Origin of the sequence: Bacillus sp. LUNF1 (assembly GCF_011008975.1) — a bacterium.
GTDB lineage: Bacteria > Bacillota > Bacilli > Bacillales > Bacillaceae > Bacillus > Bacillus velezensis.
The window spans coordinates 2,750,802-2,774,787 of the sequence record NZ_CP048876.1 but is presented as its reverse complement, the minus strand read 5'-3'; the positions used below and the strand labels follow the sequence as shown (position 1 = coordinate 2,774,787).

The 23,986-nt window shown below is 48.7% G+C and carries 19 protein-coding genes and 1 pseudogene; 14 read left to right on the top strand and 6 right to left on the bottom strand.

The features are described from left to right. Window positions 1–23 precede the first annotated feature (23 nt). From araP to cstA, 4 genes are all read left to right on the top strand, one after another. Window positions 24–965, top strand: coding sequence for an arabinooligosaccharides ABC transporter permease AraP (araP, locus tag G4O42_RS13570; protein WP_007408105.1), 942 nt, complete (start codon window positions 24–26; stop codon window positions 963–965). A gap of 18 nt (window positions 966–983) precedes the next feature. Continuing rightward, window positions 984–1,811, top strand: a complete 828-nt coding sequence (gene araQ, locus G4O42_RS13565) for an arabinooligosaccharides ABC transporter permease AraQ (RefSeq protein WP_007612991.1) — start codon at window positions 984–986, stop codon at window positions 1,809–1,811. A gap of 16 nt (window positions 1,812–1,827) precedes the next feature. Continuing rightward, entirely contained in the window at window positions 1,828–3,327 is a 1,500-nt protein-coding gene (arfA, locus tag G4O42_RS13560) for an arabinosylfuranosidase ArfA (protein ID WP_012118142.1), read from the top strand. A 109-nt stretch (window positions 3,328–3,436) separates the two neighbouring features. Then, window positions 3,437–5,233: a carbon starvation protein CstA gene (gene cstA, locus G4O42_RS13555; RefSeq protein ID WP_032873745.1), complete on the top strand. Its 1,797-nt coding sequence runs from the start codon at window positions 3,437–3,439 to the stop codon at window positions 5,231–5,233. 70 nt (window positions 5,234–5,303) lie between these two features. On the opposite strand, the gene G4O42_RS13550 is transcribed toward cstA, so the two are convergent. The 4 genes from G4O42_RS13550 to sspI all read right to left on the bottom strand — a co-directional run bounded on the left by G4O42_RS13550 (window position 5,304) and on the right by sspI (window position 9,503). After that, window positions 5,304–6,632: a (Fe-S)-binding protein gene (locus tag G4O42_RS13550; RefSeq protein ID WP_032873747.1), complete on the bottom strand. Its 1,329-nt coding sequence runs from the start codon at window positions 6,630–6,632 to the stop codon at window positions 5,304–5,306. Further along, on the bottom strand, window positions 6,629–8,041 hold the full coding sequence (glcD, locus tag G4O42_RS13545; protein WP_032873749.1) for a glycolate oxidase subunit GlcD: 1,413 nt from the start codon (window positions 8,039–8,041) through the stop codon (window positions 6,629–6,631). Before glcD ends, G4O42_RS13550 begins: the two co-directional genes overlap by 4 nt. A 99-nt stretch (window positions 8,042–8,140) precedes the next feature. Beyond that, window positions 8,141–9,226: a CdaR family transcriptional regulator gene (locus G4O42_RS13540; RefSeq protein WP_032873751.1), complete on the bottom strand. Its 1,086-nt coding sequence runs from the start codon at window positions 9,224–9,226 to the stop codon at window positions 8,141–8,143. Window positions 9,227–9,287: 61 nt separating this feature from the next. Continuing rightward, window positions 9,288–9,503 carry a small acid-soluble spore protein SspI gene (sspI, locus tag G4O42_RS13535; protein WP_003152527.1) on the bottom strand — a complete coding sequence of 72 codons (216 nt, stop codon included), beginning with the start codon at window positions 9,501–9,503 and terminating at the stop codon, window positions 9,288–9,290. Between the two features lie 120 nt (window positions 9,504–9,623). Here sspI and G4O42_RS13530 point away from each other — a divergent pair, with 120 nt between their 5' ends. From G4O42_RS13530 to pheT, 3 genes are all read left to right on the top strand, one after another. After that, window positions 9,624–10,370: a TrmH family RNA methyltransferase gene (locus G4O42_RS13530; protein WP_032873753.1), complete on the top strand. Its 747-nt coding sequence runs from the start codon at window positions 9,624–9,626 to the stop codon at window positions 10,368–10,370. A 361-nt stretch (window positions 10,371–10,731) separates the two neighbouring features. Next, a complete protein-coding gene (gene pheS / locus G4O42_RS13525) occupies window positions 10,732–11,766 on the top strand; it encodes a phenylalanine--tRNA ligase subunit alpha (protein ID WP_003152530.1) in 1,035 nt (344 codons plus the stop codon). Window positions 11,767–11,779: 13 nt separating this feature from the next. After that, entirely contained in the window at window positions 11,780–14,194 is a 2,415-nt protein-coding gene (pheT, locus tag G4O42_RS13520; protein WP_012118137.1) for a phenylalanine--tRNA ligase subunit beta, read from the top strand. Window positions 14,195–14,230: 36 nt separating this feature from the next. On the opposite strand, the gene rnhC is transcribed toward pheT, so the two are convergent. Continuing rightward, window positions 14,231–15,172, bottom strand: coding sequence for a ribonuclease HIII (gene rnhC, locus G4O42_RS13515; protein ID WP_007408113.1), 942 nt, complete (start codon window positions 15,170–15,172; stop codon window positions 14,231–14,233). A gap of 133 nt (window positions 15,173–15,305) precedes the next feature. Here rnhC and zapA point away from each other — a divergent pair, with 133 nt between their 5' ends. From zapA to G4O42_RS13490, 5 genes are all read left to right on the top strand, one after another. Continuing rightward, a complete protein-coding gene (gene zapA / locus G4O42_RS13510) occupies window positions 15,306–15,563 on the top strand; it encodes a cell division protein ZapA (protein WP_007408114.1) in 258 nt (85 codons plus the stop codon). 7 nt (window positions 15,564–15,570) lie between these two features. Next, a complete protein-coding gene (locus G4O42_RS13505; RefSeq protein WP_007612958.1) occupies window positions 15,571–16,104 on the top strand; it encodes a CvpA family protein in 534 nt (177 codons plus the stop codon). Between the two features lie 106 nt (window positions 16,105–16,210). Continuing rightward, entirely contained in the window at window positions 16,211–17,923 is a 1,713-nt protein-coding gene (gene polX, locus G4O42_RS13500) for a DNA polymerase/3'-5' exonuclease PolX (RefSeq protein ID WP_032873755.1), read from the top strand. A gap of 20 nt (window positions 17,924–17,943) precedes the next feature. Then, complete coding sequence (locus G4O42_RS13495) at window positions 17,944–20,301, top strand: endonuclease MutS2 (RefSeq protein ID WP_032873757.1); 2,358 nt, start codon at window positions 17,944–17,946, stop codon at window positions 20,299–20,301. 16 nt (window positions 20,302–20,317) lie between these two features. Then, window positions 20,318–20,722 (top strand): DUF350 domain-containing protein, encoded by a 405-nt coding sequence (locus tag G4O42_RS13490; protein ID WP_003152541.1) that lies wholly within the window; start codon window positions 20,318–20,320, stop codon window positions 20,720–20,722. Between the two features lie 138 nt (window positions 20,723–20,860). Here the strand turns inward: G4O42_RS13490 and G4O42_RS13485 are convergent. Continuing rightward, a pseudogene (locus tag G4O42_RS13485) lies at window positions 20,861–21,519 on the bottom strand (DUF2711 family protein). Between the two features lie 96 nt (window positions 21,520–21,615). On the opposite strand from G4O42_RS13485, the gene G4O42_RS13480 reads away from it, so the two are divergent. Further along, window positions 21,616–23,304 carry an AMP-binding protein gene (locus G4O42_RS13480; RefSeq protein WP_032873759.1) on the top strand — a complete coding sequence of 563 codons (1,689 nt, stop codon included), beginning with the start codon at window positions 21,616–21,618 and terminating at the stop codon, window positions 23,302–23,304. Between the two features lie 88 nt (window positions 23,305–23,392). Further along, window positions 23,393–23,977 (top strand): fatty acid metabolism transcriptional regulator FadR, encoded by a 585-nt coding sequence (locus G4O42_RS13475; RefSeq protein WP_007408119.1) that lies wholly within the window; start codon window positions 23,393–23,395, stop codon window positions 23,975–23,977. Window positions 23,978–23,986 lie beyond the last annotated feature (9 nt).

Sequence of the window (23,986 nt, the reverse complement as noted above, 5' to 3'; positions counted from 1 at the left end):
ACAGTGAAAGCGGGGGAGCTTTTATGAGACCTGTAAAGACAGAGACAGCGCAAACCGTTTCTGCAGTCCGGAAGAAGCCGCGCCGGCGCAATGTGCTGTATTCAAAAAAAGCGGCGCCTTATCTTTTTACGGCGCCATTTATCATTTCGTTTCTCGTTTTCTTTTTGTATCCGATCATCAGCGTGTTTATCATGAGCTTTCAGCGGATACTGCCGGGAGAAATTACATTTGTCGGGTTTTCCAATTATACCGCTCTTCTTAATCCAACCTTTTACACCGCACTGTTTAACACATTGGAATATACCTTCTGGACGCTGATCGTGCTGATTCCGGTGCCGCTTCTTTTGGCGGTGATTCTGAATTCGAAGCTCGTCAGGTTCAGAAATGTATTTAAATCGGCTCTGTTTGTACCGGCTTTAACATCGACGATCGTAGCGGGGATTATTTTCCGTCTGATGTTCGGAGAAATGAATACGTCGCTTGCAAACGAGCTGATGATGAAGCTTGGCGCATCACCCCAAAACTGGCTCAACAACAAAGGTACCGGCATGTTTTTAATGGTGCTGCTTGCGTCATGGAGGTGGATGGGCATTAACATTCTTTACTTTCTGGCGGGATTGCAAAACGTGCCGAAAGAATTGTATGAAGCGGCTGAAATTGACGGGGCGAGTACGTGGAAAAAGTTCCGTCATATTACCCTTCCATTTTTAAAGCCGGTGTCCGTTTATGTGTTAACGATCAGTATTATCGGCGGTTTCAGAATGTTTGAGGAAAGCTATGTGCTTTGGCAGAATAATTCCCCGGGCAATATCGGCCTCACGCTTGTCGGTTATTTATATCAGCAGGGGCTTGCATACAACGAAATGGGGTACGGGGCCGCAATCGGAATTGTCCTTTTGCTTGTCATCTTACTAGTCAGCCTTGTTTCACTGAAACTGTCCGGTTCGTTTAAAGGGGAGGGATAAGCGTTGCGTAACAATCACATGTTTTCCGTGTACAGAGTCGCGTTTACCTTGTTTTTTATCATGCTGAGCCTGTTGTATATCTTTCCGATGATCTGTCTATTGCTCGGTTCTTTAAAGCCGTCATCTGAGCTGATGCGCATCGGGCTGAATCTGCGTCTTGATCCGGATGTGATGAGCCTTGATAACTACACCTATTTGTTCAACGGGGGGAGCATTTATTTCAAATGGTTTTTTAACAGCCTGCTGCTCGGCGTTCTCACCACGGTTCTCACGCTGTTTTTTTCCTCTTTGATCGGCTACGGACTCGGTGTCTACGAATTTAAGGGCAGAAATATTATTTTCGTTCTTGTGCTGATCATTATGATGGTGCCTCTTGAAGTGATGATGCTTCCGTTGTTCAAATTGACGGTGGGTCTTCATTTGATCGATTCTTATACGGGGGTGATTCTGCCGTTTATTGTGTCGCCTGTCGCCGTGTTCTTTTTCCGGCAATATGCGCTCGGACTTCCGAAGGATCTGCTTGATTCAGCGAGAATGGACGGCTGCACGGAATTCGGCATTTTTTTCAGAATTATGGCGCCGCTCATGAAACCGGCATTCGGGGCAATGATCATTCTTCAATCTTTAAACAGCTGGAATAACTTTTTATGGCCGCTGATCGTGCTTCGGTCGAAAGAAATGTTTACGCTTCCAATCGGACTTTCAGGGCTGCTGAGTCCGTACGGCAACAACTATGACATGCTGATTTCCGGGTCCGTTTTTGCGATACTGCCGGTGATCATCATATTCTTGTTTTTCCAAAAATACTTCATTTCCGGCCTCACAGTAGGCGGAGTGAAGGGATAGAGAGAGGGAGGAAATAATGAAAAAAGCGGGGATTACAGCAGATAAAGAATATATCATCGGTGAAGTGGACAAACGGATGTACGGATCATTTATAGAACATATGGGCCGGGCGGTGTATGAAGGCATTTATGAGCCCGGACACCCGAAAGCCGACAAGGACGGCTTCAGAACAGACGTGCAGGAGTTAATCAAGGAATTGCAAGTGCCGTTCATCCGCTATCCGGGAGGGAATTTTCTCTCAGGCTACAATTGGGAAGACGGCGTCGGGCCGGTGAAGGACCGCCCGCGGAGGCTTGATTTGGCATGGCAGACGACAGAAACGAACGAAGTAGGGACGAATGAATTTTTAACGTGGGCGAAAAAAGTGAACGCCGAAGTGAATATGGCGGTCAATCTCGGGACGAGAGGGATCGATGCCGCCCGGAACCTCGTCGAATACTGCAACCATCCTGAAGGGTCGTACTGGAGCGACTTACGAAAATCACACGGATATGAAAAACCTTACGGCATCAAAACATGGTGCTTAGGAAATGAGATGGACGGCCCTTGGCAGATCGGTCATAAAACGGCGCATGAATACGGACGGCTCGCCGCTGAAACGGCAAAGGTAATGAAATGGACGGACCCGACGATCGAATTGGTGGCTTGCGGAAGCTCAAACAGCGGCATGCCGTCCTTCATCGAGTGGGAGGCCGAGGTGCTTGAGCATACGTACGAGCATGTGGATTACATCTCACTGCATACGTATTACGGCAACCATGAAAATGATCTTGAGAACTATTTGGCGAAGTCGATGGATTTAGACCATTTTATTAAATCCGTCACAGCCGTATGTGATTATATGAAAGCGAAAAAACGCAGCAAAAAAACGATTCACCTTTCTTTAGATGAATGGAATGTGTGGTATCACTCAAATGAAGCGGATAAAAAAGTGGAGCCATGGATTACGGCCCGGCCGATTCTCGAAGACATCTACAATTTTGAAGATGCACTGTTGATCGGTTCACTGCTGATTACGATGCTGCAGCATGCGGACAGACTAAAGATCGCCTGTCTCGCCCAGCTTGTCAACGTAATTGCGCCTATTATGACTGAAAAGGGCGGAGAAGCATGGAGACAGCCGATCTTTTACCCTTACATGCACGCCTCTGTCTACGGGAGAGGGACTTCAATGAAGCTGCTGGTCACTTCCCCGAAATACGACTCAGCGGATTTTACGGATGTGCCGTATGTTGATGCCGCGGCCGTTTACCATGAAGAGGATGAAGCACTGACCATTTTTGCCGTCAACAAAAGCAAGGAACTGATGGAAACGGAGATAAAGCTGAGAGGGTTTGAAGATTACCGCATTATTGAGCATATCGTGCTGGAGCATCAGGATATGAAAGCGACCAATCAAAAAAACAGAAAAGAAGTTACGCCTCACTCCAACGGAACGTCTTCGGCAAATGCTGAAGGGATAACGGCTCATTTTACGCCGCTGTCCTGGAATGTCATCCGTTTATCAGGAAAATAATGTTCCGAAAAGCCGGGCTTAGCCGCCGGCTTTTTTTATGTAAAAATCATCTACTGTTATCTGATAATTGTGATAATATTTAGAAAAAGAGAAAAGGGGCTGGGATTAAATGAATGCGATTACAATCGTCATAGCGTCTATATGTATTTTGGCGATCGCCTATCGGCTTTACGGTACCTTTATGATGGTCAAAGTATTAAAAATCAATGATCAGACACCGACTCCGGCCCATGTGCTTGAGGATGGGAAAGATTATGTGCCGACGAATAAGTGGGTGTCATTCGGCCACCACTTCGCGGCAATCGCCGCTGCCGGCCCGCTTGTCGGACCGATTCTGGCAGCTCAGTTCGGCTATCTGCCCGGGCTTTTATGGCTGTTAATCGGAGCGGTGATCGGAGGAGCCGTGCACGATATTGTCGTATTGTTTGCATCAATGCGGAAAAACGGGAAAACGCTTTCTGAAGTCGCCAAAGAAGAGCTCGGCCCAGTGGCGGGTTTTTGCACGGGTCTCTCGATGCTGTTTATCATTACGATCACGATGGCGGGGCTGTCCATGGTTGTGCTGCACGCGCTTGAGAAAAACCCGTGGGGAACGTTTGCGGTGGGGATTACGATTCCGATCGCGATGGGGGTCGGCCTCTATTATAAAAAAACGGGCAATCTCAAACTCGCATCAACTGTCGGGTTTCTTTTGTTAATGGCCGGTGTTGTCATCGGGCCGTGGCTGCAGACAACGGCTCTCGGGGACATGCTGACACTGGATGCGAAAACGCTTGCAGTGGCGCTTCCTGTCTATGCGTTTTTCGCCGCGGCGCTTCCGGTTTGGCTTTTGCTGGCTCCGCGTGACTATTTAAGCAGTTTTATGAAAATCGGGGTTTTTGCCGCTTTGATCGCAGGCGTCTTTTTCGTCAATCCCGCCATTAAATTCCCGGCCGTAACGGAGTTTATTCACGGCGGAGGGCCGGTGATCGCGGGTCCTGTCTGGCCGTTTATTTCAATAACGATTGCCTGCGGCGCCATTTCGGGCTTTCATGCATTTGTCGGTTCCGGCACAACGCCGAAAATGCTGGATAAATGGAGTGATATAAAGCCGGTTGCTTTCGGAGCGATGCTTGTGGAATGTCTCGTCGGAATTATGGCGCTCATTGCAGCTGCCGCTCTTGAGCCCGCCGATTATTTTGCCATTAACAGCACGCCTGAAATATTCCGCACCCTCGGGATGAATGTCGTCCATCTGCCTGAATTGAGCAAAGAAATCGGGCTCAGTCTGGAAGGAAGAACGGGCGGCGCCGTTACGCTTGCCGTCGGAATGACGTATATCTTTACGGAGATTCCGTTTTTCAGTCATTTGGCTTCATACTTTTTTCAATTCGTCATTATGTTTGAAGCGGTGTTTATTTTAACGGCGATTGATGCGGGAACCCGTGTCGCCCGGTACTTGATTCAAGAGTTTTTCGGAGAGGTCTATAAGCCGTTGAAAAAAACAGACTGGCTGCCGGGCTCGATTTTCTCAAGCGCGCTCGCCTGCCTGCTGTGGGGCTATCTTCTGTATTCGGGCGACATCAGCTCCATTTGGGCGCTGTTCGGCGTATCCAATCAGCTTATGGCGTCTGTCGGCTTAATTATCGGTGCGACCGTCGTATTAAAAATAGCGGATAAGCGGCGCTATATGCTGACATGCTTGATTCCTCTCGCTTATTTGTATGTGACCGTCAACTATGCGAGTTATTGGATGGTGCGGTATGTGTATTTGAACCCCGAAGCGGCGGGATACAACGTGCTGAATGGCGTTTTATCCATTATCATGCTCATTCTCGGGCTTGTGATTATCATTGCGGCTGTGAAAAAATGGGCGAATGTATGGCGTGATCCGAGTGCCAGACTGGAAGCTTCAATACCCGGATAAATCCGCGGCCGTCCGAACATTGCACAATCATAAAAAAAGCAGAGAGCCGATCGGTCTCTCTGCTTTCATCTTATGACAAATCCGCCGCTTCCAAAAGGTAATCCGCCAAATGAACCGCGCGGACACGGCCTGTTAATCCTTCGCGTAAAATGCCGAGCTGCATTTGCAGAAGGCATCCGGGATTGGCTGTCACGATGACGGCCGCCTCCGTTTTTCCGGCGGCTTTCATCTTGCTGTCTAATATTTTCATAGACATCTCTGACTCTGTTATATTATAAATTCCCGCCGACCCGCAGCAGCTGTCGGCCTTTTCCATTTCTCTGTACTCAGCCCCTTTAATGCTTTTCAAAAGCGTGCGCGGTTCCTCTGACGTATGCATCACATTGCGGAGATGGCAGGAGTCCTGATATGTGACGATATGAGGAGACTGTGCCCGCAGGTTTTTTTGATGGAACTTCAGATCAACCAGTACGGATGAAAAGTCTTTGAGCTTCCGGACGAATTGTTCGGCACGTTCCGCCCATCCGGGTTCATCTTTCAGTAAATGGGGATATTCCTGAAGAAAGGCGCCGCATCCGCCGGCGTTTGTAATGATATAATCAGCGTCAAGCGCTTCAAAAGCCGCGATATTCCGCTTGGCCAGTTCTTTTCCCATCTCTTTTTCTCCGCTGTGCCCGTGAAGCGCGCCGCAGCACGCCTGGCCGTCCGGAACCGCGATTTCACATCCGGCCGCCTGTAAAAGCGCCGTTGTCGCATGATTTGTCGCTAAAAACATTGTATCCATTAAGCAGCCCGAGAAAAAAGCGGCCCGTTTTTGGACGGGACCCGCGGCAGGAAGAAAACGCGGCCTTTCCTTCATGTCTTTCCGTTTCGGGGCGGGCGGGAGCACTTGTTCCATTGTGCGCAGATGTTCAGGCAAAACGCGCAGCATACCGGTTTTTCTGACGGCGGTCTGCAGTCCCGATCTTTGGTATATTCCGAGAAGATTCACGGCTGTCTGCATGCGATTTTGGTGTGGGAAAAGCCCGGTGAAGGCGGCTTTCCGCAAGAGGCGCACGCCCGGCTTATGTTTTTTATTTTGATGAATGATATCCCTCGCTTCTTCAAGCAGCTGTCCGTAATTGACCCCTGCCGGACAAACGGGCTCGCATGCCCGGCATCCGAGACACAGCGAAAGTGAGCGCTCGACATCTTCATCAGGCTCGATCAGTCCGTCAGTGACGGCTTTCATCAGGGCGATCCGGCCGCGCGGCGAATGGGATTCTTGAAATCCCGATTCGATATAGGTCGGACAGGAAGGAAGGCAGAAGCCGCAGCGCATACAGTTCAGCAATTCACCTTCATCCATGCGGTTTTTGAATTCTGTTTGAATTTGTTTCTGCTCTTTAGCCGTGGTCATTTCATCACCACCACGCGTTTCCTTGATGAATTGGCGAATATTTTTCCCGGATTCAGCAGATTTTGGGGATCAAGCGCTTGTTTGATCGCTTTCATGGCGGTGATGCCTTCTGTTTTCAGTTTCATTTCTAAATACGGCGCTTTTACGATGCCGACCCCGTGTTCACCCGTTATCGTTCCGCCCAGCTCAATCGCTTTTTCAAAAATGGCGGCAAAAGCTTTTTCGACACGTTCCATCTCCTCTGTATTTCGGATATCGGTGGTGCACGTCGGATGGAGGTTGCCGTCTCCGGCATGGCCGAATGTGCAGATGGACAAGCCGTATGTTTCTGCAATCTCGTTAATGGCTTTGACCATGCTGGCAATTTGCGATCTCGGCACGGTCGCATCTTCCAGAATCGTTGTCGGTTTCAGCCGGGCAAGGGCTGATAATGCGGACCGTCTGGCCTCTGTAAGCGCGAATGCCTCTTCCTCGGTTTCAGCCGTTTGGACGGATACGGCTGCTCCGTTTTTACAGATGGCTTCGATTTTTTCCATATCTCGTCTGACCGTGTCGCTGTCACCGTCCTGTTCGATCAGCAGCACCGCTTTTGCGTCGGTCGGAAGCCCGATCTTGGCGTAATCTTCAATGACCTGCAGTGTCGGCTGATCCAGAAATTCGAGTGTCGCCGGAATGATTTTTTCAGCGATGATGGCAGAAACAGATTCCGCAGCCGCTTCAATATGTTCATAGAGTGCAAGCAGCGTTTTTTTCGTTTCCGGCTTCGGAACCAGCTTTAAAGTCGCTTCCGTCACAACGCCGAGCGTCCCTTCTGATCCGACGAAAAGCCGGGTCAGATCATAACCGGCGACATCCTTTGTCAGCTTTCCTCCTGTGCGGATGATATCGCCTGAAGCCAAGACGGCTTCAAGGCCGAGAACATAATCCCGGGTGACGCCGTACTTCAAACCGCGCAGCCCGCCGGAATTTTCATTAATATTCCCGCCGATCGTCGATATTTTCATGCTGCTCGGATCAGGCGGATAAAATAAACCTTTTTGTTCAACCGCACGGATCATATCTTGCGTGATCACGCCCGGCTGGACGGTTGCCGTCAAATTTTCTTCATCGATTTCCAGAATGCGGTTCATATGTTTGAATAAAAGCACAAGCCCGCCTTCAGACGGACATGTGCCGCCGCATAAGTTTGTGCCTGAACCCCTCGGCACGATCGGAATGTCATGCCTGCTGCAAATCGTTAATATACGGGACACGTCATCCGCGCTGCGGGGGGCGATGACCGCATCCGGCATGGCTTGCAGCTGAGGAGCTGCATCATAAGAATACACAAGACGGCCCGCCGCTGAATCATCATAATTCTCCTTCCCGACCGTCCGGATGAACGCTTCTTTTGCCTCTCGTGAAATCATGTTCTCCCAACCTCCCTGATAAGAAAAGCGTTTTCATTTAATTGTAAAGAAAAACGATTCCGCACACTATGGAGAAACATATGAAAAATGATGATATGATTACGTGCTTTTTGTATGTTGATCTAAAAAGCGCAGCGCCAAATAAAAAGCTGTTATGTCTTCAGGGCGGTCGAGATTCATATTTGTCAGTGATTCCAGTTTGGAAAGGCGGTAGCGCAATGTATTGATATGAATATGCATGTCGTCGGCGGTGCGCTTTAACGATAATTGCCGGTCGAAAAAGGCGCGCAGCGTATCCAGAAGTTCTTCCCGGCCGAGTACATGCTCGAGAACCCGCCGTGAAAATTCCGACCTCGTGCCGGGTGTGATATCGGCAAGACACATATCCAGTTTTAAATCTTCTTCAAAGACGGCCTGCTTGTCACCGATTCCGGCTGAAAGTGCTTTATCCGCCTGTTCGTATGATTCCGTGAGGCGCTCTCCCGGAACGATCCGTCCGATGCCGGCGGTGACAGGCTGCCCGAAAACGACGCCGATCTTTTTAATGAGCTGTGTTTTGGAAGCCGAATTTGCTTCATGATTAATGAGAATGCGTTCATTTCCCCAGCGGACAAACAGGTCTTCAGGGCATTCGTACTGCCAGAGCCGCCCGAGCTCCTCCGCTTTATATTGCTCATAACGGCCTTGAATGAGTATGATCCGGCGGTATGCGTGAAGGTCTGCGCCGATGAGCTTTGCTTTTTCTAAAAAGCCCGGAGACCATTCTTTCAGCTGCAGCCAATCAACCATAAAGGATTCAAGCATTCTCGCACGCCACTGCGCTTCTTCCATATGGCGCGTTTCTTTAATAAACAGCTCCGTCATTTTTCTGAGCAATTCTCCGAAAGGCAGGATATCGTCAGGGTCTCCTGTCAGGCCGAATACTCCGATCACTTCATGGCCTGAAAAAACGGGGAGGTTCAGTCCTGCTTTTACGCCCTCGAGCCGTTTTTCATCTTCTTTTGTAATGATGACATTCCGTTTTTCGCGCGCGCAGATCAGTGCGCCTTCATGAAACCATCCGGCGCGCGCCTCATTGGTGCCCGCGATGATCATTCCTTTTGTATCGGCAATAATCACTTCGCGGCTGTACATATGTTTGACTTCGGCAATCAATTTCTTTGCCAGTTCCGGCTGTAACTGCATGGCGATCCCCCTCGCCATTATTATACAAAAAAAACCGGGTGTCCCATCACCCGGTTCATGTTTATTGCGCAGGTTTTAATCCGCCTTCAAGTGTTTTGAGCATTTCATTTTTTTCTGAGTCCGACGCATGCTGCCAAAGAACTTCGAATAAGACGCCGAGGCCCGGAAGCATTTTTTCTTCACCGCTTTGGATGGCGTCAACGATAGTATGCTCCAGCTGATCCTGGTTATTGCCGGTTACATTGGCAATAACGGCGTTGCGTAAATTAAGATCCATTACAACCGCTCCTTTTTTCTGAATGTGATACGCATATTCTTACCGCGCACGCGGTTTATTATGTGCTGTTCTTAAGATATAATAACAACATGCATGAAAAAAGGAGAGCACAGACATAAAGTGAAACGAATCGACTCTGCAAAAAACCAAAAAGTGAAGGACTGGAAAAAACTTCACACAAAAAAAGAGAGACTTAAAACGAATACATTTCTGATAGAAGGAGAGCATCTGGCAGAAGAAGCGCTCAAATCAAAGGGAACGGTAAAAGAAATTCTCGTAAACGATGAGAGCGCCATCCCGGCCGATCTGGACATGAGCATTCCGTGCTACGTGCTGAGCGAAGACGCGTTTTCAGCCGTGACGGAAACAGAAACGCCGCAGCGGATCGCCGCGGTCTGCCATATGCCGGATAAGCAGCCTGATCAGCTGAAGCGGCTGCTTCTGATCGATGCCGTGCAGGATCCGGGGAATTTAGGAACAATGATCAGAACGGCAGATGCGGCGGGGATCGACGCCGTTGTCCTTGGTGAGGGAACAGCAGACCCGTACAATGGAAAAACGCTGCGTTCAGCACAAGGTTCTCATTTTCATATTCCCATTTTGAAACGTCCGCTTGATGAGTTTACCGCTGAGCTGAAATCACAAGGCGTCGCGATCTACGGCACGGCGCTTGAAAACGGTGCGGCTTATCAAAGCGTGAAGCCTGAAGAATCGTTCGCGTTAATCGTCGGGAACGAGGGGGCGGGAGTGGACGCCGGCCTTCTGCAAAAAACGCATCTCAACCTGTACGTTCCGCTGTACGGACAGGCGGAATCGCTGAATGTGGCGGTGGCGGCCGCCATCCTCGTTTATCATCTCAGAGGATAGGTTGCGAAAAGCCTTGGATTTCACTATAATAGATAGCAATAATGTAAAAACCGTGACAGAGGACGTCAATTTTTGCACACACTGCCTTCCAGGGAGAAAATGCCGCTGACTGAGAGCATTTTTATCGCAGCACAGAAATTGATTTTCACCTCTCGAGTTGTCACCGGGACCGCGCCAAACGCGCGTAAAGGTGAACCGGAACGATCGTTTCCGTTATGTCAATGAAGCTGTCGGCAGATGAAGTCTGCCTTAAAAAGGGTGGTACCGCGGCCACAACTCGTCCCTTCTCTCAAGGGACGGGTTTTTTTGTTTTCTGAAAAAGGCATAGAACGGTTTGGTTTACATAAAAGGAGGATGCATGATGGAAGAGAAGCTTAAACAGCTTGAACTGGAAGCTGCAGAAAAAGTAGAAGCGGCGGGTTCATTAAAAGAAGTTAACGACATTCGGGTGCAATATCTCGGAAAAAAAGGGCCGATTACAGAAGTTCTCCGCGGCATGGGCAAACTGTCCGCCGAAGAGCGCCCGAAAATGGGAGCGCTCGCCAATGAAGTGAGAGAGCGCATTGCAGCAGCCATTACGGCGAAAAATGAACAGCTTGAACAAGAAGAAATGAATAAAAAACTCAGCAGCCAGACGATTGACGTCACATTGCCGGGCAGTCAGGTAAACATCGGCGGGCGCCATCCGCTGACGGTCGTTATTGAAGAAATTGAAGATTTATTTATCGGCATGGGATATACCGTCGAAGAAGGCCCTGAAGTGGAAACGGATTATTACAACTTTGAGGCGCTGAACCTGCCGAAGGAACATCCGGCCCGCGACATGCAGGACAGCTTTTACATTACAGAAGAAATGCTGATGAGAACGCAGACGTCACCGGTGCAGACGCGCACGATGGAAAAGCATAAAGGAAAAGGCCCCGTCAAAATCATTTGTCCCGGTAAAGTGTATCGCCGCGACAACGATGACGCGACACATTCCCATCAATTCATGCAGATCGAGGGTCTCGTCGTCGACCGCAAAATCAGCATGAGCGATCTGAAAGGCACGCTTGAATTGGTCGCCAAAAAAATGTTCGGCCAAGATCGTGAAATCAGGCTCCGTCCGAGCTTTTTCCCATTCACAGAGCCTTCTGTCGAGGTGGATGTGACCTGCTTTAAGTGCGGCGGACAAGGCTGCTCCGTCTGCAAAAAAACAGGCTGGATCGAAATTCTCGGCGCCGGCATGGTTCATCCGAACGTGCTGAAAATGGCCGGATTCAATCCTGAGGAATACCAGGGTTTTGCTTTCGGAATGGGTGTTGAACGAATCGCGATGCTGAAATACGGCATTGAAGATATCCGCCATTTCTATACCAATGATGTCAGATTCATTTCGCAGTTTAAACAGGCGTAAGAGGAGGATACACATGTTTGTTTCTTATAAATGGTTAGAAGATTACGTTGACTTGCAGGGAATCGACCCGGCCGTGCTTGCAGAAAAAATTACGAGAGCCGGTATTGAAGTTGAGGGTATCGAGTATAAAGGGGAGGGCGTAAAAGGCGTTGTCATCGGACACGTGCTTGAGCGCGAACAGCACCCGAATGCCGACAAGCTCAACAAATGCCTTGTTGATATCGGTGCGGAGGAACCCGTGCAGATTATCTGCGGCGCCCCGAATGTTGATAAAGGACAGAAGGTTGCCGTTGCAACGGTCGGAGCCGTGCTTCCCGGCAATTTCAAAATTAAAAAAGCCAAGCTGCGCGGCGAAGCGTCTCACGGTATGATCTGTTCCCTTCAGGAGCTCGGCATTGAAAGCAAGCTCGTGGCGAAAGAATATGCGGAAGGCATTTTCGTTTTTCCGAATGATGCTGAAACGGGAGCTGACGCAATGGCGGCCCTTCAGCTTGATGATGCGATTTTAGAATTGGGCTTAACGCCGAACCGCGCCGACGCGATGAACATGCTTGGCGTGGCTTATGAAGTTGCGGCTATCCTCGGCGCAGAGGTAAAACTTCCGGAGGCTTCATATGAAAAAGCGGCAGAAAAAGCGGCGGATGCTGTTTCCGTTAAGGTTGAAGATACGCAGGCCAATCCGCATTATGCCGCAAAAATCATTAAAAACGTCAAAATCGGCCCGTCACCGCTTTGGATGCAGACGAAGCTAATGAATGCAGGCATCCGCCCGCATAATAACGTCGTGGACATTACAAACTTCGTCCTCCTTGAGTACGGACAGCCGCTTCACGCTTTCGATTACGACCGGTTCGGTTCAAAAGAGGTCGTCGTCAGAAAAGCGGCGGAAAACGAAACCATCGTGACGCTGGATGAACAAGAGCGCAAGCTGTCAAGCAGCCATTTGGTCATCACAAACGGAAAAAAAGCGCAAGCCGTTGCGGGAGTCATGGGCGGAGCTGAGTCTGAAGTCCGCGAAGACACCACTGCGATTTTACTGGAGGCCGCTTATTTCGACGGACAGACCGTCCGCAAAGCGTCGAGAGACCTCGGACTGAGAAGCGAAGCGAGCGCCAGATATGAAAAAGGCATTGATCCGGCCCGCGTTTTGCTGGCGGCTGAACGGGCCTGCAGTCTCATTCAGGCATATGCCGGCGGAGAAGTGCTCTCAGGCACGGTTGAAGAAAACCATCTGAAAATCGAAGCAAACAACATTCACGTGTCTGTTGAAAAAGTGAACGCCGTGCTCGGCATGACAATCGCTAAAGAAGAAATCATCAGCATTTACAAGCGCCTCGGGTTTGCAGTCGGTGAAGCTGAAGACGTTCTCGTCGTAACGGTGCCGTCGCGCCGCGGAGATATTAGAATAGAAGAAGACCTGATTGAAGAAGCGGCGAGATTGTACGGGTATGACAATATTCCGTCCACGCTTCCGGAAACGGCCGGCACGACAGGCGGCTTGACACCGTATCAGGCAAAACGCCGGAAAGTGAGACGTTTCCTTGAAGGAGCGGGTCTTTCACAAGCGACCACTTATTCATTGACGAATGATAAAAAAGCGGCCGCTTTTGCGATCGAAAAATCATTCAACACGATGCTTGCTCTGCCGATGAGCGAAGAAAGAAGCATTCTCAGACACAGCCTCGTGCCGAATCTTCTTGAAGCCGTTTCATACAATCTGGCCAGACAGACTGATTCCGTTGCTTTATATGAAACGGGTTCTGTATTTCTGACGAAAGAAGAAAACACAAAACCGGTTGAAAAAGAACGGGTTGCCGGAGCTGTAACCGGATTGTGGCGCAAAAATTTATGGCAGGGTGAGAAAAAGCCGGTTGATTTCTTCGTCGCCAAAGGAATCGTTGAAGGCCTGCTGCATCAATTGAATGTGTCAGACCGGGTTGAATTTGTCCAGTCGGAACGCAAAAACATGCATCCCGGCCGGACGGCAAACATTCTATTGAACGGTTCGCTTGCCGGATTTATCGGCCAGGTGCATCCGGCAATGGAAAAAGAGCTGGATATCAAAGAAACGTATGTGTTCGAGCTTGATCTGCACGCGCTTCTGACCGAGGAAACAGAACCTGTCGTGTATACGCCGATTCCGAAGTATCCGTCCGTCACGCGCGACATTGCGCTTGTGGCAGATAAAACCGTTACAAGCGGACAGCTCGAAGCCGTGATCAAAGAAGCCGGCGGCGCGCTGCTGAAAGAAGTCACCGTATTTGATGTGTACGAAGGTGAGCATATGGAAGAGGGCAAAAAATCCGTCGCCTTCTCGCTCCAATATGTTAACCCTGAACAAACATTGACAGAAGAAGAAGTGACAAAAGTACATGAAAACGTGCTGAAAGCGCTGGAAGAAACGTATCAGGCCGTATTAAGAGGATAAAGAAAAAGCTTGCAGATCACTCTGCAAGCTTTTTTATTATGACCGCTTCCGTTCAACAAGGCGTTTCGCTTTTTGCGTATTGGCAAAATGAAGTTTGGTGAACGTTCTGAGCGCACCTTCTCCCTTATTGATGATCAGCTTGGCGGCAGCTTCATCGACGTGCGGCCCCGCGCCTTTTGGAATCGTCATCCCAGCCTCTCGGGAAAGCTTATCCATTTCAATTAAGAAAGAATATCGCGCAATGATAGAGGCTGCGGCGACGGAAAGATGTATGCTTTCCGCTTTCGTGCTGAAAAACGTTTTTTCTTTTACGATATCCCGTCCGGAAAGATGCTTAAAATAAATGCCGGGCTCTGCGAATTGGTCAATCAGAATCGCTTCCGGTTTAACGCCGTTCATTTTTCTCAGCAGATTGGAAATCGCCTGATTATGAAGGAGCGCCTTCATTTTTCCTTGGCTCATGCCTTTTTCCTGCATCTGATTGTATTTTTCGTTTTTTAACACAAGCAGGCTGTAAGGAATGGTTTTAATTAACAGTTTGGCGATTTCAATAATCTGCGGATCTTTTAAATCCTTCGAATCCTTCACACCGAGTTCTTTCATTAAAGAGAGCTTTGATTTGTCGGCGTAGGCGCAGGCAACTGTTATCGGCCCGAAGTAATCGCCTGTTCCGACTTCATCAGAGCCGATCACTGACATGGAGGCAATGCCCGCCGGGGGAGCGTAGAGCGGGTCGGCCGCTTTTTTGACGGTTTTCTTTGCCTTCGGCGCCTCAGCCGTTCCCCAGCGGGCCGCTTCTGTGCCGGCGTTTTTTCCTTGAAAGAGAACCTTGCCCGAGCGGTAGGCTGTAATGGTACAGCCCGGAGGCTTAGCCTGGAAGACGGCGCCCTGCGGAACGGCGGGAGTAAGGGAGCCGGCATAGGATTGTTTCATTTGTTCCATAGCGGAAGCGGATACTTTTATAACAGAATGGGACACGATATAATCTCCTTTTTTGGCACTTTTCACTGTATATACCAGTGTATCATAACAGCCTGAGGCTCGTCTTTCCATTCAAACGATAATCGTGGTATGATAGGAACTAGGATTCTCGCGGAATGGAGGAGAAACGTTGTCTGACGGCAAAAAAACCAAAACGACAGTAAACATTTACGGCCAGCACTTCACCATTATCGGGGAAGAAAGCAAAGCGCACATGCGCCATGTGGCCGGAGTGGTTGATGATAAAATGAGAGAAATCAACGAGAAAAATCCATATCTTGATATAAATAAGCTCGCTGTATTGACTGCGGTCAATGTCGTGCATGATTATATGAAACTGCAAGAAAAATATGAAATACTGGAGCGGCAGCTTAAAGAAAAGGAATGAACACCATATGATAGATATCATCATCTTAGTTTTGCTCTTAATGGGCACATTGCTTGGATTAAAAAGAGGATTTATCCTCCAATTTATATATTTAACGAGTTTCATCCTCTCGATTGCGTTTGCGGCGCTTTTTTACAAAAACCTGGCCCCGCATCTGAGCTTTATACCCGCGCCTGATTTTTCCGGCGGGCAGGCGGCTCTGTCTTTTATTAAAGGAAACGTAGAGACGGCTTATTACAACGCGATCGCGTTTGTCATTTTGTTTATCATCGCAAAGATTCTGCTTCGGATTATCGGAGCGGCGCTTAATATTATCGCCAGCATTCCGGTCATTAAACAGATCAACAAACTGCTGGGCGGGGTGCTCGGATTTCTGGAAGTCTATTTATTTGCGTTTATCCTGTTATACGTCGCATCCGTACTGCCGGTAAGCGCTCTTCAGGATATGCTCGCACAATCGACGCTTGCAAATATCATCACACATCATACGCCGTATCTGTCAGGGCTCCTGCAAGAACTGTGGGCCCAGTACGGGGCATAAAAAACTTCTCTTGACCGGAGAAGTTTTTTTCAAGCTCTGCGTCAGTTGTGCCGGAGGAGAAAAATTTGTATGATGAAAAGCAGGAAACGACTGGGGGGTTAACAGTATGCATAAAAAAGATATCATCAGGCTGCTTGAAACGATTGCGGTCTACATGGAACTGAAAGGGGACAACCCGTTTAAAATATCAGCCTTCCGAAAAGCGGCAGCGGCGCTTGAGCAGGATGACCGCAGCCTGTCGGAAATCGACGACATGATGTCTATATCCGGCATCGGAAAAGGCACTTACGGCGTCATTCGTGAATATATGGAGGAAGGTGTGTCCGGCACGCTTCTCCAATTGCAGAAAGAAGTTCCGGAAGGCTTGGTTCCTCTTTTGAAGCTTCCGGGCCTCGGCGGCAAAAAAATCGCCAAGCTGTATCAGGAACTGGGCGTTCATGACGCGGAATCGCTGAAAGAAGCGTGCGAGCAGCAAAAAGTACAGGGGCTCGCCGGTTTCGGTAAAAAAACGGAGGAGAAAATCCTTCAGGCTCTCGGAGAAGCCGGAAAACAGCCGGAACGTTTTCCGATCGGCTATGCGCTCGGCATTGCTTCAGTAATTGAAGAACATTTGGCCCGGCTGACGGATATTCAGAAATATTCCCGGGCCGGCAGTCTCAGAAGAGCGCGGGAAACCGTAAAAGATCTGGATTACATTATCGCTACAGATCATCCGGAGGCTGTCAGAGAACAGCTTCTTTCCCTCCCGAACGTAAAAGACGTGATAGCGAGCGGGGATACAAAAGTATCAGTCATCCTGACCTTTGAATATGAGACGAGTGTGGATTTCCGGCTTGTGACAGAGGAACAGTTTGCCACCACGCTGCATCATTTTACCGGTTCTAAAGATCACAACATTAAAATGCGCCAGCTGGCGAAAGAGCGCGGTGAACGGATCAGTGAATATGGAGTAGAAACCATAGAAACGGGAGACGTCAAAACATTCCCGAGCGAAGAAGCGTTTTACGCCCACTTCGGCCTGCCGTTTATTCCTCCTGAGCTCAGAGAAACCGGGCAGGAGGTCGACACGTACCGGGAAGAAACGGATCTTGTGGAGCATAAAGCGATAAAAGGCGATCTCCACATGCACTCAGCCTGGAGTGACGGCGCTTTTTCCATCAGAGAAATGGCAGAAGCGTGTATGGCAAAAGGCTATCAGTACATGGCGATCACCGACCATTCCCAATATTTAAAGGTAGCCAACGGGTTAACAGCCGAACGGCTCAAAAAACAGGCGGAAGAAATTGACGCGTTAAATGCTGAATTTGAAAATTTTCATATTTTTAAAGGCGTAGAAATGGACATTCTCCCCGACGGTTCGCTCGATTATGATGACAGTGTTCTGTCTGAAATGGATCTTGTCATCGCGTCTATTCATTCAAGCTTCAGCCAGCCGGAGCATGTCATTATGAAACGGCTTGAACAGGCGCTGACGAATAAGCACGTGGACATTATCGCCCACCCGACGGGACGCCTGATCGGCAGACGGGCCGGCTATGAAGTCGACATCGACATGCTGATTGAACTCGCCGCCAAAACAAATACGGCGCTTGAACTGAATGCAAACCCCGCGCGCCTCGATTTGCGGACTGAGCATCTTATCAAAGCAAATGAAAAAGGCGTGACTTTGGTCATTAATACCGATGCCCATAATATCGAGATGCTCGATGATATGAAAACGGGCGTGACCGCTGCGCGCAAAGGGTGGACGGAGACAAAACATGTGTTAAACGCCCGGCCGCTACACGAGGTCAAAGCATTTCTGACGCGCAATGATTAAGTAAGGAGGATCACAAAACCGTGCAGCAAAAAGTGTTATCATCACTTGAATTTCATAAAGTAAAAGAACAAATTACCGCACATGCCGCCTCATCGCTCGGCCGGGAGAAGCTTCTGCAGCTGAAACCTTTGACGGATCTCTCAGACATCCAAAAACAGCTGGATGAAGTCGAAGAAGCATCCGCGGTCATGCGCTTGAGAGGCCATGCTCCGTTCGGCGGCCTGACCGACATAAGATCTGCTTTACGGCGGGCGGAAATCGGCAGTGTGCTGACGCCGGCGGAATTTACCGAATTGTCCGGGCTGCTGTATGCCGTTAAACAAATGAAGCATTTTATCAGCCAAATGACAGAAGACGGCGTCGGCATTCCGCTGATACAAGCCCATGCAGAAGAGCTGATTACATTAGGCGATTTGGAAAGGGAGATTAACTCCTGCATTGATGACCATGGTGAAGTGCTTGATCATGCGTCTCCCGCTTTAAGGGGAATCCGCACGCAGCTCAGGACGCTTGAATCAAGAGTCAGAGATCGGCTTGAATCGATGCTGCGTTCATCTTCCGCTTCTAAAATGCTGTCTGACACCATCGTTACGATTCGGAATGACCGCTTTGTCATCCCGGTCAAACAGGAATACAGATCAAGCTACGGCGGAATTGTCCACGATACATCTTCATCCGGTGCGACACTGTTTATTGAACCGCAGGCGATCGTAGATATGAACAACTCGCTTCAGCAGGCGAAAGTAAAAGAAAAACAGGAAATCGAACGGATTCTCCGAATGCTGACGGAGCATACGGCTGAACACACACAAGAAATCGCTCAAAATGTGGAAGTGCTGCAGACACTGGATTTCATTTTCGCCAAAGCGAGATACGCAAAAGCAATGAAGGCGACAAAACCACTCATGAACGGAGACGGTTTTATCCGGCTGAAAAAAGCGCGCCATCCGCTGCTGCCCCAAGATCAAGTCGTGGCCAACGATATTGAACTGGGCGGAGATTACTCAACGATCGTTATCACGGGACCGAATACGGGCGGTAAAACCGTTACGTTAAAAACACTCGGGCTGCTGACGATAATGGCGCAGGCAGGATTGCACATACCGGCTGATGAGGGATCGGAAGCAGCCGTATTTGACAATGTGTTTGCCGATATCGGCGATGAACAGTCGATCGAACAAAGTCTGAGTACGTTCTCATCCCACATGGTCAATATCGTCAATATTTTAAAAGACGTGTCTGAAAACAGTCTTGTGCTGTTTGATGAACTCGGTGCCGGAACAGATCCGCAGGAAGGAGCGGCGCTTGCCATGAGCATCCTTGACGAAGTTCACCGGACAAACGCCAGAGTGCTTGCGACAACCCATTATCCGGAACTGAAAGCATACGGATATAACAGACAAGGCGTCATGAATGCCAGCGTTGAATTTGACATCGAAACGCTTGCGCCTACTTATAAGCTTCTGATCGGAGTGCCGGGCCGAAGCAATGCATTTGAAATCTCAAGACGCCTTGGGCTTCCGGAGCATATCATCGGCCAGGCGAAGTCAGAAATGACCGCCGAACATAACGAAGTCGATCTGATGATCGCATCGCTTGAAAAAAGCAAAAAAAGAGCGGATGAAGAACTTTCTGAAACCGAATCAATCAGAAAAGAAGCAGAAAAACTGCACAAAGAGCTTCAGCAGCAAATCATTGAGCTGAACGCCCAAAAAGATAAAATGATGGAAGAAGCCGAACAGAAAGCTGCGGAAAAACTGGAAGCCGCCGCAAAAGAAGCCGAACAGATCATCCGCGAACTCCGGTCCATCAAGCAAGAACACAGATCCTTTAAGGAACACGAGCTGATTGACGCCAAAAAACGTCTCGGAGACGCGATGCCGGCTTTTGAAAAATCAAAGCAGCCGGAAAGAAAAACAGAGAAAAAACGCGAGCTCAAGCCGGGCGACGAAGTAAAGGTGCTCACATTCGGACAAAAAGGGGCGCTGCTTGAGAAAACCGGCGAGAAAGAATGGAACGTCCAAATCGGCATCCTCAAAATGAAGGTGAAGGAAAAAGATCTTGAGTTTCTCAAATCGGCTCCTGAACCGAAAAAAGAAAAAGCAATCACCGCCGTAAAAGGGAAGGATTATCACGTATCCCTTGAACTTGACCTCAGGGGAGAGCGTTACGAAAACGCCCTCAGCCGCGTCGAAAAATATTTAGATGACGCGGTGCTTGCCGGCTATCCGAGAGTGTCCATCATTCACGGAAAAGGCACGGGCGCCCTCCGAAAAGGGGTGCAGGATCTTCTGAAAAACCACCGCAGTGTGAAAAGCTCGCGGTTCGGGGAAGCGGGAGAAGGAGGATCAGGCGTAACGATTGTCGAACTAAAATAAAAAGGGAGTAAACGTCATGAATGCTTTTTGGGAAAATGAGCTTGTTGAAATCGCGGCTTATTACAGTGTAGCCGTCTTGTGTCTCGTCATTTTTCTGACCGTGTTTGAATTGGTGACATCCTATAAAAACTGGGTGGAAATCCAAAAAGGCAATCTTGCGGTGGCAATGGCGACCGGAGGGAAAATTCTCGGTATCGCAAATGTCTTTCAGCACAGCATCGCCCAGCATAATTCGCTTTTGCAAATGATCGGCTGGGGCGTATACGGATTTATTATGCTTTTAATCAGCTATTTTATCTTTGAATTTCTGACGCCCCGGTTTAAAATTGATAAAGAAATTGAAAAAGATAACAGAGCTGTCGGCTTTATTTCATTTGTCATCTCAGTCGGCCTGTCATTTGTGGTGGCCGCCGGGATTTAAGGGGACGGGGAAAAATGGAGAAGCTTGCGAAAGTGCTGCTGTCGGCAGCGGGAATTTTTCTGTTCATCGGACTTATTTATCTGGTCATGACATCTTAATACTGAAAAAAGGCTGCCGAACTAGAATCGGCGGCCTTTTTTATTGAGAATACCAGTTTATGCAGGCCGTATCAGAGCAAATGACGGCTTCCCAACTCATGGCGCGGATGACAGACGGCATGTCTTGATCTTCCATGAGAAAGAGTGTCATAAAAGAATCATATATGCTCATAAAAGCGGCGCGCCGTTTTTCGTCGGCAATGATCATGTCAGCCCGCAGCAATCCGCATACATCCGAAGCCGCCGTTTGATTGAGTGAAAATATGCCTTTCTCTTCGACAGGCTCATAATAAGTGCAGCGCTTTATGCCTTTTGAACGGAACACATCCAAAAGTCCCGGAATTAAAAATGGTGAAGTGACATCATCGCTCGGCAAGTACAGATCGGGATGAAGCCGATTAAACAGCCTGGCGGATTCTGGATGTGCATATTCATCCCGAAGTGCCATGACAGCGCTCATAAGCGCAATCCGCAAACGGTCATGACGGATTGCCAGGAAACGGGTCTGCCCATCGCGATGATCTCCTCATCACTCGGATACATATGTTCATAAGGCCGCTTGCGCTTTTGCTCTTCCCACCCATCAGGCATCCGGACAAAGGGATGAAACAAAAAGGCGGCCGACGTAAACGGCTTCGGCAGCTGGCGCAGGATAGGAACTCCCTCTTCAAAATGCAGCGTTTCCAACAAACTCAACACCTTCTGAAACTCGAAATTTCACATGAAACGCTTTCCAATTCCAATCACCCTTCTGCTATAATAATAGCGTATAGGAAAACAGAAGGGAGAGGTATTATGCAGTCTGAAAAGCCATGGCTTTCTCAATATCCCGAAGAGATTCCGCATGAGCTTGAATTTACCGATCAAACCCTGCCATCCAATCTGACAAACTCCGCAGCTCAATTCCCGAACCACACCGCCATTTATTTTCTCGGAAAAAAACTCACATTCCAAGACGTTCTCACAGATTCGTTAAAGCTAGCCGCTTTTTTACGCAAAACAGGCCTGAAAAAAGGGGACAGAGCCGCCATTATGCTGCCCAATTGTCCGCAGTCGGTCATCGCTTTTTACGGCGTATTGTTTGCCGGCGGCATTGTCGTTCAGACTAATCCTCTCTACACGGAACACGAGCTTGAGTATCAGCTGAAAGACAGTGCGCCGCGCGTGATCATCACCCTCGATATGCTGTTTCCGAAAGTGATAAAAATGAAAACGTTATCACTCGTCGAACGCATTATTACAACGAGTATAAAAGACTTTTTGCCGTTTCCGAAAAATATGCTGTATACGCTCACACAAAAACAGCAGGTTCATATTGATTATGACGGATGCGAACAAATTCACAAATTAGCGGATATTTTAAAAAACGAAAGAGCGGAGGAAGCAGAGCCATTTGATATTGACCCTGCGCATGACATCGCCGTGCTTCAATACACGGGCGGAACAACCGGCTATCCGAAAGGCGTCATGCTCACACACCGGAACATTCAGGCCAATACAGAAATGTGCGCCGCCTGGATGTACAAAATGAAAAAGGGAGCCGAAAAGGTGCTCGGCATCGTGCCTTTTTTTCATGTGTACGGATTGACCGCCGTGCTCAATTTTTCCATTATGCAGGGATGTGAAATGATCCTTCTTCCCAAATTCAATCCTTTGGATACCTTGAAAACAATCGACAGGCTAAAGCCGACGGTTTTTCCCGGGGCGCCGACGATTTACATCGGGCTGTTGCATCACCCGGAGCTGAATAAATATGATCTGTCCTCCATTGAAAACTGTCCGAGCGGTTCAGCGGCGCTGCCGGTTGAGGTCAAACAGAAATTTGAAAAAGTGACCGGAGGAAAGCTTGTGGAAGGCTACGGATTATCCGAAGCATCACCGGTTACCCATTCAAACTTCATCTGGGGAAAAAACAAACCCGGCAGCATCGGCTGTCCTTGGCCCAATACCGACGCCGGAATCTATTCAGAAGAAAAAGGCGGGCTTGCGGAGCCGTATGAACACGGCGAGCTGATCGTAAAAGGCCCTCAAGTCATGAAAGGGTACTGGAATAAGCAGGAGGAGACGGCGCGTGTCATCAGAGACGGCTGGCTGTTTACCGGAGATATGGGATATATGGATGAGGAAGGATTTTTCTACATCGCCGACAGGAAAAAAGACATCATCATTGCCGGCGGATACAACATTTACCCCCGGGAGGTGGAAGAGGCGCTTTATGAGCATGAAGCCGTTCAGGAAATCGTCGTAGCGGGCGTTCCTGATTCCTACAGGGGGGAAACGGTGAAAGCATTTATCGTTTTGAAAAAAGGCGCCGAGGCAGATGCCGATGAGCTTGATGCGTTTGCAAGAGAGCGGCTTGCGCCGTACAAAGTCCCGAAGCTTTACAAATTCAGAAAAGAGCTTCCGAAAACGGCCGTCGGAAAAATATTAAGAAGGCGTTTAGTCGAAGAGGAAGATGCTTCCCGTGAAAACAAGGTGCCTTAAAAGAAAAACTTGACAAAATCCGGATTCCTTTTTATCATGAAGTTATGAATGAATAGTCATTCATTTATCGAAGGAAGGAACGATGACATTGAACCAAAAACGGCCAAAGTATATGCAGATTATTGATGCAGCAGTAGAAGTCATAGCGGAAAACGGCTATCACCAATCACAGGTGTCCAAAATCGCCAAGCAGGCCGGCGTTGCGGACGGCACCATCTATTTATATTTCAAAAACAAAGAGGATATACTCATTTCTCTTTTTAAAGAAAAGATGGGCCAGTTCATTGAACGCATGGAAGAAGAAGTGAAAGAAAAAACGACGGCAAAAGAAAAACTCGCTCTCGTTATTAAGCAGCATTTCACACTGCTCGGCAATGACCGCCACCTTGCGATTGTGACCCAGCTTGAGCTCAGACAGTCGAATATCAAGCTGCGCCTGAAAATCAATGATATTTTAAAAGGTTATTTAAACATGCTGGACACCATTTTGACCGAGGGAATCAAGTCGGGGGAATGGAAAGACAATCTCGACGTCCGCCTTGCCCGGCAGATGATATTCGGGACGATAGATGAAACAGTGACAACATGGGTGATGAACGATCAGAAATATGATCTTCCGGATTTGTCAGACAAGGTATTGGAGCTGTTGGTGTCAGGAATTCATCAAAACTAAAGGGGGTTG